Source organism: Gracilibacillus kekensis (genome assembly GCF_900143085.1).
GTDB classification, from domain to species: domain Bacteria; phylum Bacillota; class Bacilli; order Bacillales; family Amphibacillaceae; genus Gracilibacillus; species Gracilibacillus kekensis.
The window spans coordinates 132,551-145,134 of record NZ_FRCZ01000008.1; the positions used below are offsets into that span (position 1 = coordinate 132,551).

The 12,584-nt window shown below is 35.6% G+C and carries 9 protein-coding genes; all 9 read left to right on the forward strand.

Annotated elements, in window-relative coordinates; translation table 11 throughout:
• The first annotated feature begins 68 nt into the window (after positions 1–68).
• The 9 genes from BUC25_RS17090 to BUC25_RS17130 all read left to right on the forward strand — a co-directional run bounded on the left by BUC25_RS17090 (position 69) and on the right by BUC25_RS17130 (position 12,577).
• Complete coding sequence (locus tag BUC25_RS17090; RefSeq protein WP_073203091.1) at positions 69–2,198, forward strand: BglG family transcription antiterminator; 2,130 nt, start codon at positions 69–71, stop codon at positions 2,196–2,198.
• Positions 2,195–3,601, forward strand: a complete 1,407-nt coding sequence (locus tag BUC25_RS17095) for a PTS transporter subunit EIIC (RefSeq protein ID WP_073203092.1) — start codon at positions 2,195–2,197, stop codon at positions 3,599–3,601. The genes BUC25_RS17090 and BUC25_RS17095 overlap by 4 nt, the downstream gene beginning before the upstream one ends.
• 787 nt (positions 3,602–4,388) lie before the next feature.
• Positions 4,389–7,028 carry a winged helix-turn-helix domain-containing protein gene (locus BUC25_RS17100; RefSeq protein WP_073203093.1) on the forward strand — a complete coding sequence of 880 codons (2,640 nt, stop codon included), beginning with the start codon at positions 4,389–4,391 and terminating at the stop codon, positions 7,026–7,028.
• 256 nt (positions 7,029–7,284) lie between these two features.
• On the forward strand, positions 7,285–7,947 hold the full coding sequence (locus tag BUC25_RS17105) for a DUF4386 domain-containing protein (RefSeq protein ID WP_073203094.1): 663 nt from the start codon (positions 7,285–7,287) through the stop codon (positions 7,945–7,947).
• Complete coding sequence (locus BUC25_RS17110) at positions 7,947–8,663, forward strand: NAD(P)H-binding protein (protein ID WP_073203095.1); 717 nt, start codon at positions 7,947–7,949, stop codon at positions 8,661–8,663. Before BUC25_RS17105 ends, BUC25_RS17110 begins: the two co-directional genes overlap by 1 nt.
• A 33-nt stretch (positions 8,664–8,696) precedes the next feature.
• Positions 8,697–9,440 carry a CPBP family intramembrane glutamic endopeptidase gene (locus BUC25_RS17115; protein WP_139251855.1) on the forward strand — a complete coding sequence of 248 codons (744 nt, stop codon included), beginning with the start codon at positions 8,697–8,699 and terminating at the stop codon, positions 9,438–9,440.
• Positions 9,441–9,857: 417 nt separating this feature from the next.
• On the forward strand, positions 9,858–10,697 hold the full coding sequence (locus tag BUC25_RS17120) for a hypothetical protein (protein WP_073203097.1): 840 nt from the start codon (positions 9,858–9,860) through the stop codon (positions 10,695–10,697).
• A 120-nt stretch (positions 10,698–10,817) separates the two neighbouring features.
• Positions 10,818–11,534: a sulfite exporter TauE/SafE family protein gene (locus BUC25_RS17125; RefSeq protein WP_073203098.1), complete on the forward strand. Its 717-nt coding sequence runs from the start codon at positions 10,818–10,820 to the stop codon at positions 11,532–11,534.
• A 329-nt stretch (positions 11,535–11,863) separates the two neighbouring features.
• Positions 11,864–12,577, forward strand: a complete 714-nt coding sequence (locus BUC25_RS17130; protein ID WP_244535207.1) for a transposase — start codon at positions 11,864–11,866, stop codon at positions 12,575–12,577.
• Positions 12,578–12,584 lie beyond the last annotated feature (7 nt).

The following is a 12,584-nucleotide window of genomic DNA, read 5'->3' on the forward strand; positions in this document are numbered from 1 at the left end:
TTCTGTGGCTTTTTCATGGTATTATACTCTAAAAGGAATAGATAATAAATGTTTAGGAGGGACAATCTATGATACTTAATTCAAGACAAAGAGAATTGTTAAGAGTGTTATTAAGTATGGATAAGCCTATTTCCTATAAAGATTTATCCGACATTTTTAAATTTAGCATACGAACGATTCAAAGAGAAATGAAAGGATTACATTCCTATTTCGATTCATATAATTTAAAATTAGTCAAAAGAATGGGGAAAGGAATTGAATTAAGTGGAGATTTACACGATAAACAAAGGTTAAATCTAGCATTAGAACAGGTTAAAATCTTAAACGCCTACTCACAAAGTGAACGTCAAGAAGGAATTGTTTATGATTTATTGCTTGCGAAAGAACCTATTAAACAATATACATTAAGTAAAAAATATGATGTAGCGGAATTAACGATTAGTAATGACATGGATAAAATCAACAAATGGTTAGAAAAAGATGATGTAAAAATAGTAAAGACTCCAGGTATTGGAGTGTACATAGATGGAACTGAACAACAGCGCAGAACGATCTTATCTCGTTTGCTTCATCGAGATATTACCTTTGAGGATTGGATAGAGCTATTCCAAGGAAAAAAAGGGGAAGAAAGATTAAATGGAAAGCTAGGTTTAGTGATTCGTAGTCGCTTACTAAAATTTGTTCAGACAGATAAAATTCTGGATATTGACCGTGTATTGCAAAAAGCACTTCTTGAACATCCTCATATCACTCTAACAGATCGAAATTATGTTAACCTGATTGTCCATGTTATTCTTGCATTGGAGAGAATCCAAAGTGGTGAAGTGATAGAAGAGAACATTACCATAGCAAGTGATGACTGGCATGATCCGGAGATATATTCATTAGCAGAATTAATTGTAGAAGAGTTAGAAAAACTTACATCTCTGAAAATTCCCAGAATAGAAATAAACTATATTGCGCTTCATTTAGCAGGAACGAGAATCGATTATCAGAAGAAGCCGTTTGATGATGATAATCAAGATTTTACATGGATTGAACTAACCAAAAGTTTTATACGTGCGATCGAACATTTTCTAGATGAAAGTCTTATAGAAGATAAGATCCTATTTGAGGGGTTACTCTCCCATTTTGCACCAGCATTTAACCGGTTAAAGCATGGGCTTCAAATTCATAATCCAATGCAGGATAAAATAATCGAGATGTATCCCGAAATCTATCATGCTTGTCAGAAGGCATGTGAATTAATAGCTGAAAAAACCGGTTATACTATTCCTGAAGAAGAAGTAGGTTATTTAGCCATGCATATCGGAGCATCACAACTGAGAAAACATGAGCAAATCAGGCAATCCTATCGATGTATTGTTGTATGTACAAGTGGTGTAGGGTCCTCTACATATTTAGCAACAAGAATTCGCACAGAAATGCCTAGTCTTAGTGTAGAAGCGGTGTTATCATTAAAGGAACTTGAAGAGTGGTTAGATAAGGGTGAAAGCTTTGATATTGTCATTTCGACTGTAAATGTTCCTTTTTTACAAGAGGAAAAAATGGTGATTGTTACCCCTTTTTTAAAGGAAGAGGATATAAAAAATATCGAACATACCTTAATAGAAATTGACAAGCATCAATTGGTTATAAAAAGCGAAGAACAGACCTCACTGCAATTTTCATCAATTCTTCCATTAGCGAAGTATGGTGAAGCACTACTCCAAATCTTAAAGAATTTTGTTATGTTTCAAGAAGTTAAGATAATGGATCCAATGATCGATCGAATTGCTAGCTTATTAGATAGTCATCAGGGTGTAAGCGATATCAAAAAAGTAGTAAATGACCTAGAAAAGAGAGAAGAACAAGGTGGCTTTGTACTGGGAAACCTGGCGATGATGCATGCTAAAACTAAAGGGGTTAATGAAATAATTGTTTCGATTTTTCGTATGGAAGAACCAATATTATGGAAAAACGATAACGAGGAAGTATGTAGGATAAACGTAATATTAATGTTAGCTGTACCAGTTGAGGCACCAAAGGAACATAAGGAGATGATAAGCGAAATTACAGCAATGTTAGTAGATGATCAGTTTGTTAACACCATTTTGAATGGATCGCAGGAATTAATGGAAAATTCACTGGAGGATATTTTATTAAATGCCTATGAATTAAAAATAACTGCATCTATAAAGGAGTTACAAAGACAATGAAGAAATTAGCACAAATATTGAGTGCTATGGTATACCAAAACATTGTTATTATTATAGTTGTTGGAGTAATTCGAGAGTTATTTGGAAATTATGGCTGGTGGTATAATGAAGAAATATTGAATATCGTAAATCCTGCTTACCACGTTTTATTACCAATATTAATAAGTCATACTGGCGGAAGAATTATTGGTGGTCAAAGAGGAGCAGTAGTTGCCTCCATTGTTACATTTGGTTTGACTCTATCCAGTACAGTTCCAGCGATATTGGGGGCCATGATCATTGGTCCATTAACTGGTTGGATTATAAAAAAGTTAGATCAAATGATTAAGAAAAAGCTCCCTGGTGTTGGGTATGAATTGCTTATCAGTAATGTTTTGGCATCAGTGGTTGCAATTGCCCTTACTTTAATTAGTTATCGTTATATTGGCGGGATCTTATCTGTTGGAGTGGAACGAACAACAGACATATTAGCATCTGTTATTAACTCTAATTGGCTTCCGTTAGCTGCAGTTATTATAGAGCCAGCCAAGGTAGTATTTTTAAATAATATTATAAATTTCGGTTTCCTAACACCTCTAGGAATACAACAAGCTAATGAGCTAGGTAAGTCAATTTTATTCTTATTAGAAGCTAATCCTGGACCAGGGTTAGGTGTTCTCCTTGCATATTGGATGAAAACAAAGGGTGCGCAAAGGAAAGGAGCGAAATTGGCTACATATATCCACTTTTTCGGTGGTATACATGAAGTTTATTTTCCTTATGTCTTGAAGAATCCTCGACTGATTATTTCGCTTGTAGTAGGAGGAATGGCTGGAATCTATGTTTTTCAATGGTTTAAAGTAGGGCTTGTTGCTGTATCATCTCCCGGAAGTATTTTCCTGTTTGTCGGGTTAGCTCCTAGAAGTGATATGCTTTATGTTGTATTAGCTGTTTTTATTTCTGCACTTATTTCTTTTGGATTAAGTTTTATTCTAATAAAAAGCGTATCTAACTCACCTACTGTTTCCGAAAATAAGAATACGATCATCGAATTTTACCAAATAGATAAAGAAGATGTATTAAGTGACACTAAGAGAAATGAAGAAATTCAATCGACTACATCAGTGGAAGACAGGAACACCTTTTTTAATAAAAAGATAAACACGATTTATTTCGTTTGTGAAGCAGGTATAGGGTCCAGTGCCATGGGGGCTTCCATGCTAAGAAAAAAACTAGAACAAACGAGTCATAACATTATTGTTGAGAATGCCTCAATTGACGAGATTCCTCAGTATGCAGATTTAGTTATTTGTCATCAAAAGCTGTTACAGACTGTTCAAAAGGAGTTTCCTAAAAAAGTTGTCTATCCGCTACCTACTTTTACTGACATGAAGGAATATGACCAATTAGTTAATAAACTGTGAGGGGCAAAGGGATGAGGGACAAAGGGACAGGTCTCTTGTCCCTTTTTCGTTATAATCATTTCTTTCTTTTAGTCCAACTAAAGAAAGGAAAAAAATAAATCTTTTGGGAGGTTTCTTGTAATTTTTATGGAATAATTATTATATAAAGTCCCTCTTGCGCTTTAACATATATCCTTTTTCATCAATTTCTTGAGTATTGTAAAATGTATAATACTCTCTAATCCCTACTTTCCTTCTATCTTATCCCTATAAATGTAACTTTAGCTTGAACTATGGCTTTGGTGATTTATCTAAATCTTACTGTGAGGTGATGACCGTTGGCGAGAAGAACAAGAACAAAGAGCAGTACAGGTGTTTATCATATAATGATAAGAGGCATTAATTAGTAAACCATTTTTGAAGATGAGGAGGATAAGAGAAAGTGCTTTATTTGATGATTAGGGTTTATCGCCGCAATAAAGTGGAGTAATGTTTTCGACTTTTTATTTTAATTTATAACAGATATATTAAAAAAATAGTATAATAAGGGTTAATAATTCATTTGCGCAAAGAAACTGTCATTCAAAAAAGCACCTCCTTATACACACCTTCATTGCCATTTTCATAACCGGATGTACCAGGGTATCATCAATCAAACTGGATAGAGAGAATACCTAGATAACATCTATCCCGCAAAGGCTACAGCTAAAGGCATGATGCTACTCTAACAAATAGATTGTACATGAAAAACATTTTTAATAAGTGATTCCAAATAAATTCATTTTTCAAATCGAGGTGTAAGTCTATTATGAGTCTGCCTATATTGAGCACAAAACTGCATATCCCCCTAGCTAAGTCTGAAATGGTCCCGCGAACCCATTTATTCAGATATTTAAATGAGAGCCTTGATAAAAAATTAACGCTTGTTTCCGCTCCTGCAGGCTATGGGAAGACTACATTAGTCGGTGAGTGGATAGCTCAGTCCGAATATAAAGCAGCCTGGATATCTCTCGATGAATATGATAATGACCCCTTTCGTTTCCTACAGTATTTAATGTTCTCAATAAGGAAATTCATTCAATTGAACAAAAAAGACATAGACACCTCCTTGTCATATCATCAATCAATGCCTATTGAATACATTCTTACCACTTTGATCAATGACATTTCCGCGTGTGAAGAACCATTCATTTTTGTTCTCGATGACTACCACTTTATTGAATCCAAAGCTGTACACGATGCTGTATCTTTTCTCATTAACAATCAGCCTTCACAAATGCATTTGATTATTTTAACTCGAAAAGACCCTCCACTTCCAATTGCTGGATTAAGAGCAAAAGACGATGTAACCGAAGTTAGAGGTAATGATTTACGTTTTACAGTAAATGAGGCGACATTTCTCTTTAATCATATTATGAAGTTTAGTTTGTCACGTGATGAAGTGGATTTTCTCGAGTCACTTACTGAAGGCTGGGTGGTCGGGTTGCATTTGGCGGCTATTTCTATGCAGGGTCGTTCTAATAAAACTCAATTCATTTCCTCGTTTACCGGCAATCACCGCTATGTACTAGATTATTTGATGGAGGAAGTCCTTATGCAACAACCTCCGGAAGTACAAACCTTTTTGCTACAAACCTCCATTCTTGAACGGTTTTGTAGTCCTCTATGTGATGCTGTTTTGCAGAAAGGGAGAGAAGGTGGTAATATTCTGGCGCTACTCGAACGTTATAATCTTTTTGTAATTCCATTAGATAATGAGCGTCGGTGGTATCGGTATCATCATCTTTTTAGTGATTTGTTACGCCAACGTCTTCACCATACTTACAAGGAAATAGACGAAGAGGTTTACGTTCTGCACAACAGAGCTAGTCAATGGTTTGAAAAGAATGGTTATGAGATCGAAGCCTTTAAACATGCAACTGCTGCTCAAAATGTGGAGAGAGTCACTAAATTAATATTAGGAAAAGAGATTCCTTTACACTTCCGAGGTGGCGTAAGGGAAGTGTTAAAGTGGTTAAAACACCAAAAACAATCCACGCTTGATAAACAGCCTTCACTTTGGGTTACATATGCATCTGCATTACTAATAGTTGGTCAATCGAATGGCGTTGAACAGAAGCTATCTGCTGCAGAAGCTGCGCTCAACTCAAAGGATCTGGATGAGCCCGAAGGAGATATCATTGGACATATAGCTTCTATAAGAGCAACGCTTGCAGTCACTAGGAATAAACCGGATACCATCATTCATCAATCACTTATCGCGTTAAAGCATCTTCATCCTCATAATCTACATGTTCGTTCAGCAACTACCTGGTCCTTGGGAGTCGCCTATCAATTAAAGGGGAAGCGGAGATATGCCAAACATGCCTATTTAGAAGCGTTATCGTTGAGTAAGAAAATTGACCATAAAATCATTACACTAATGGCTACTTTAGGAATTGGACAGATAGAGGAATTGGACAATCAGTTAAACTTAGCGATGCAAACCTACAAACAGGTCGTACAGATAGCTGGTGAACCACCTTTACCAGCAGCCTGTGATGCTCATTTTGGAATGGCTCGTATTTATTATCAATGGAATAAAATAGAAGAATCGACTGTGCATAGTGACCAAAGCATTGTATTGGCAAGGGAAGTTGAGAATACAGATCGGTTGTCAGAATGCGAATTATTTGCCGTGAAGTTAAAGCTGGCAAAACAAGAATTGTCTGAAGCCGAAGATTTGTTGATGAATGTTCGGCATAAGGTGCAAGAACGGTCTTATGATCATCTTCTGAGTGAAGTGACACACTTGGAATTTGTTCTTGCTCTATATTGTGGCAGCTTTACAAATGAAATGAAGCTTCTGCAAACGGAACAATTCCCAGTACTTGAAGCTAGAAGCCATATCGCTAAAGGTAATGCGAAAGCAGCTTTGACTCTATTAGATTTTTTACATGAACAGGCGATAGAAAACCAATGGCAAGACGAAATTCTTAAGCTTCTGATACTCCAAGCCTTAGCCTTACAAGTAGAAGGTAATATGGAGGAGGCGCTTCAAAAATTGAAGGAAGTGATTACTCTTGCGGAGCGGGAGAACTTCTTACGGCTTTTTGTTGATGAAGGAAAGTCTTTATACGTTTTATTAACCGAAGCATACGCCCGACGTATTCATCCCGATTATACGAAGCGATTGCTTTCTGCTATGCGCAAAGAACAAAAACTTTTGGACTATTCTTCACTCCAAAATCTTTCTTTGAAAACTGATTATTTTGTTGATACTTTAAGTAATCGTGAATTAGAAGTCCTTTATTTGATTGCAGAAGGTCTCTCCAATCAAGAGATAGGTGATAGGCTTTTTTTGGCTTTAAGCACTGTAAAAGGATATAACCGAAATATTTTTGAAAAATTACAAGTCAAAAGACGGACCGAGGCTATCGCACGCGCGAGGGAAATAGGACTGATCTAATCATAAAAGTCTCAAGCAATGCCCATCAGGCGATGCTTGGGCTTTTTTATGAGAAACATACTTTAGTATCTACCCGATCATGTTGAGTGACAAGTATAATGTTAATAACCACGGAGACAAACTTCCCCAGGAAGAAAACATGATAGGCAGGCCATTTTTCATCGAGGTGTTTAGGTTATTTATTGGATGGACTTAACGCAAAGGCTTTTAAAATACATCACTAAGAGGAGGGGATATTATAAAATCGAAAAGAAAGATGTCCATTGTGCTCGGACTCTTGTATATCTTCAGTTTTATATTTGGAATATTCAGCTCGGTTCCTGCGCTAGAACGACCGGATTACCTTGAGCGTTTAGCAATAATGGAAACGCAAGTAATGGCTGCTACTTTCTTTCAAGCAGCAATGGCAGTTGTATATCTCTTAATTACCCTAGTGTTTTATTCCGTAATTAAAACCTACAATAGCCATTTGGCGTTGTGGTATTTCGGATTTAGAATTATAGGATCTGCCTTTCTGTTTCTTGGTTTAGGTTTTCTTCCTCTTTTATTATGGAACAGTCAAATTTATGTAAGTACTGGAGAAATTGATTTGCCGACTTTGGAATGGACTGCTGAATTGCTAAGAAAAGGAAGAGATATTGTCAATCATATCGTGATGATCTTGCCTTGGGCTTTGGGGGGATTCATCCTCTACTATGTGCTTTATCAAAATCGGCAGGTTCCGCGATGGCTTTCGGTGTGGGGGATTGTCGGGTGCAATTTTACTCTTCTTGCTACGCTATTCTTGATGTGGAATATCGTAACGGTATCCAGCCATATATATTTTATTTTAAATGCTCCATTAGCCTTTGGCGAATTACTTTTGTCATTTTTTTTGATTTTCAGAGGATTCTTTCCACAAGAGAAAGGTGGGATATAATGAAAGTGTTGGTTTTAGGTGCAAGCGGAGCAACTGGTCAACAAGTTGTCAGGGAATTAATCAAGAGAAAAATTAATACTAGAATTCTTATCAGGGAGAGTGCAGTTCTTCTGGATGATATTAAAGATAGTACATTCGTTGAGACGATAAAAGGGAATATTAGTGAATTGAATGACAATGAACTGACCTTTCTACTGCAGGATTGTAATGTTGTGATCTCCTGTCTTGGTCACAATATGACCTTTCAAGGAATGTTCGGTAAACCCAGATATTTAGTATACGATGCAGTTAAAAAGATCTGTGAAACAACTAAGTCAAACTCCGGAAATAACATAAAATTTATCCTCATGAGTACAACCGCGTATACAAATCAGTTATCTGGAGAAGAAAATCCATGGAGAGAAAGAATCCTACTCTCTTTATTGAACTTTACTCTTCCTCCTCACAAAGATAATATGAAGGTCGCAAATTATCTGGTTAGTGAATTAGGAAGCCAGGATAAAGCTGTAAAATGGATTGCTGTTAGACCTGACACATTGATAAGCGATGAAGTAAACAGTCCTTATGAAGTGTTTGACTCGCCAGTACGTAGTCCAATATACAACCCGGGTAAAACCAGTCGAGTGAATGTGGGGCATTTTATGGTTGAACTAGCTACCAATCATACACTGTGGGCTCAATGGGAAAATAAAACTCCAGTGATTTATAACAAATAGGGAAAATTTACACAGGGGTAACCTATCGGGAAGGTGATTCAAGCGTTAATGTATTTATCTTCATCCGAAAGAATAGTCGAAATGGAGGGAGAAAAAATTAAAAGCATAGCCATTTTTCTTTTAGTAGTAATAGTTGGATTCAGTCTGTTCGTACTTACACAAATACCTTTTCAAATTGGGATGTTTGGGGGATATAAAGGTGTTAGCTTAACTCTTATAGGATTATTACAAGCCATAATGATCATTCCTTTACTATATGTTGGATTGAAGGCTTTAAAGATGAATTTCAAAAAGATTGGTCTCACATCATTTAAATGGAAAAGAGATAGTTTATTAGGAATAGCTGTAGCCTTAGGGTGGGCAGTTGTCCAATTTGTATGGATTATTCCAAATACAGGTGGGGCTTCCCGTGAGGATATATCTGAGATTCTTACTATGCTTGAGTATAGTTGGATAAATGTATTATGGTATTTACCCTTAGGTATTATTGGTGGAGGAATCGTGGAAGAGTTATATAACCGGGGTTTTTTTATTGGTGCATTGACGGGTATTTTTAAAGATTCCAGACTCGTTCTTTACATCGCCTCGGCGCTCTCGATCACTTTTTTTGCAGCTGGACATATACCTAGAGATTTTGTCGAGTGGATGGATCTTCTAATACCTAGCACAGCTTATACTATTCTTTATTTATATACAAAAAGATTAACTGCATCTATGGTCGCTCATGGACTATGGAACAGTATAGTCGTCTTATTGGTCATGATAATCTATGCATAGAGGGACAAAGGGACAGGTCCCTTGTCCCTTTTATTATTAAGCAAGAAAGTATAAAATTTCGCAGATGTCTAGCTTCGGGCACCCAGAAACCAAACGACTTCACGAATCGCCTTGCGATAAGTCATCATCGATTCGTAGTTTAGGAGCATCTGTTAAATTCGCTTACGTCCTGTAGGCAACACAGATGTCAACACTTCCTGTGTAAGTCCGTGATTTCTTTATCTCAGTTGATGCGCTCTAGTCACTAAGTTTCTAAGCGGGCACTCTGCGCTTTTCTTATTAGTTAGGAATTTATCTTGAAAGAGGAAATTTATGTTAAAATAAGGTTGAATTTATCGCCTATACAGATGTTGAAAAATCAACAGAATGGCATGTGAATTTTTTGGTACAATCATAAGTCGTTGGGAGGGGGATGTTTTGAGGTTCTTTGGTGGACTCAGTATAGTGATCGCTTATCTAATTCTGTTAAAAGTGTATGATCATTGGATCGGAATTTTGGGATCGTTTCTTTTTTGTGTTGCAGGTGTTTTGATTTTGAAGGAAAAAGGAGAACGATGGTTTGAAAATAATTGGTTTAAAGGTTATGTCTGCGCATTGTTTTTACTCTTGTTAGTTTATGTATCCGGTTCTTTACAAGAGATGAAGCTAGAATGGTTTGTACCTAGTGATGCATTATATGTGCGTGACTTCCATAATAAATATACCGAAATGGTCTATATCTTCCTTCCTGGTATAACTATGATGATATTTGCTAATTGCTACTTCTCTTCAAAGAAATATTGGTTTAAAAAATGGCATTTCACAATATGGGCATTACTGCTATTTATTGGAGTGAACACTGCATTTCTTAGCCACTATCAATATGTTGATGAGGGAGTAATCCACAGTAAAGGACTATTCTCGTCAACGACGTTTTCATTAGATGAAATAGAAAGAATGGATATACACCCAAAAATTATGGTCTTATTTAGAGCAAGTGGAGTTACTGATAAAAGTTTTAGATTTGATCTATACTTTGCTAGTCATAAAGGTGAAGAAATCACTTTTGGAAATATGTTCTTAATTGAAAAAGATATTAATGCTGTAGTTATGTTGCTTGAAAAAATAGAGAATAATAATAGAGAAATAGATACTGTTGTCAATCGGCCAACTTCGATGTCTTATGACATGTGGTCTATTTTAGAACAAGAATTAAATTGGTTAGATGAAGAGTTAGCAATACGCTTTAGGGAAAATGTAATGGTTAGCAACCGATGAATTATAGACAAATTATACCCATTATAAAAGCACAGAACTGAAAAAGAGTTGGTTATTAATTAAAAAGCATGTAAAAATAACATAGTTAATGGTGTTTACATATATAGAAAGGTGCTTCCCATGGAGATAACAACATTCATTATAATCATTATAATCGCATCCATACTTCAAACTAGTACGGGATTTGGATTTTCTATTCTGGCTACTCCATTTCTTCTTTTACTTTTTGAACCGGTTGAGGCAATTCAAATAAATTTAATATTGTCGTTAATTATATCTGTTGCATTAATGAGGAAAATCAGACGAGATATTGATTATGGAATTCTTAGAAGATTTGTCGGTGGAAGTGTTGTAGGACTGCCCATAGGCATTACGGTCTTTTTGTTAATGGAGATAAATAGTTTAAAGATGGGAATCAGTCTTATTATTATAGCATTAACACTGATGCTCATTTTTAAATTTCGAATTAACCAGAATAAAAAGAGAGACATACTAGCAGGTGGACTTTCCGGTTCACTGACAACAAGTATAGGTATGCCAGGGCCACCATTGTTATTATATTTTTCAGGAACAGAGACTCAAAAAGAAAAATTAAGAGGTACTACATTAGCCTTTTATTTATTTATCTACTTAATCAGTTTAATCATTCAAGTGATCTTCGCTGGTACAAATAAAACTGTCTGGGTATCAAGTTTATGGGCCATACCTTTAGTGTTTGTAGGATTGTATTTGGGACAACTATTATTTAAAAGGATAAATCAAAATAGTTTTCGAGTACTTACATATATAATCTTATTGTTTACAGGGATTTACTTGCTGATTGAGAGTTTCAACTGAGGGACAAAGGGACAGGTCCCTTGTCCCTTTTTTTGTTGTGATAAAACATTTTTTATAGAAAATCAAAATATTGACAGGTTTCTTATAATTTTTGTTGAATATTTATATAAAGCCCCCCTATAACGTTTTTAACACTTGCCCTTTTTCTTCGATATCTTTTGATTGCTAAGGTATCTAATCTCACTAATCCCTACCTTTTTTCTATCTTATCTCTAAAATCCAACTTTAGCTTCAATCATTTTTTAAATGATTTTTTAAAACCGATTGTGAGGTGATAATCATTGCCAAGAAGAGCAAGAACAAAGAGCCGTACAGGAGTCTATCATATAATGATCAGAGGAATTAATAAGCAAACTATTTTTGAAGACGAGGAGGATAAGAGAAAATTTATTAAGACCCTGGCGAAATATAAAGAAATAAGCGGTTTTGAAGTGTATGGGTATTGTTTAATGGATAATCATGTCCACTTGCTTTTGGAGGAAATAAAAGAGTCCATACCCACTGCTTTAAAAAGAATCAGTTCTAGTTATGTTTATGGGTACAACAAAAAATATGAGAGGATAGGTCATTTGTTTCAGGATAGGTATAAGAGTGAAAATGTCGAAGATGATACTTATTTTCTAACAGTATTGAGGTATATTCACCAAAATCCGTTAAAAGCAGGAATAGGAAAGAGTGTTTGGGATAGTAGATGGACAAGCATTCATGAATATGTACATAAAGTGGAATTTGTGAATATAGATAAGGGGTTTCAGTTATTTTCTACGAACAAAAAAACTGCATTAGTGCAATTTATCGTTTATATGCAGGAAGTAAATGATGATCGATGTCTGGATTTTGAGGATAGAGTAAATCTCTCGGATGATCAAGTTAGAGAATATCTGCACGATTTAGGTGTCACGAACAATAGTATGCTACAGCAAATGAACAGGAGAAACAGAAATGTTGTTTTAGCTCATCTTAAAAATCTGGAAGGTGTATCTATCCGCCAAATATCACGAGTTACTGGAATCTCCAAAAGTGTGATTGCTCGAATTAAGTGAAGGACTT

What these genes read in the sequence shown, in the direction of transcription:
- BUC25_RS17090 (WP_073203091.1), top strand. Translation starts at nt 69, where the DNA reads ATGATACTTAATTCAAGACAAAGAGAATTGTTAAGAGTGTTATTAAGT.
- BUC25_RS17130 (WP_244535207.1), top strand. Translation starts at nt 11,864, where the DNA reads ATGATCAGAGGAATTAATAAGCAAACTATTTTTGAAGACGAGGAGGAT.
- BUC25_RS17105 (WP_073203094.1), top strand. Translation starts at nt 7,285, where the DNA reads ATGTCCATTGTGCTCGGACTCTTGTATATCTTCAGTTTTATATTTGGA.
- BUC25_RS17110 (WP_073203095.1), top strand. Translation starts at nt 7,947, where the DNA reads ATGAAAGTGTTGGTTTTAGGTGCAAGCGGAGCAACTGGTCAACAAGTT.
- BUC25_RS17100 (WP_073203093.1), top strand. Translation starts at nt 4,389, where the DNA reads ATGAGTCTGCCTATATTGAGCACAAAACTGCATATCCCCCTAGCTAAG.
- BUC25_RS17125 (WP_073203098.1), top strand. Translation starts at nt 10,818, where the DNA reads ATGGAGATAACAACATTCATTATAATCATTATAATCGCATCCATACTT.
- BUC25_RS17095 (WP_073203092.1), top strand. Translation starts at nt 2,195, where the DNA reads ATGAAGAAATTAGCACAAATATTGAGTGCTATGGTATACCAAAACATT.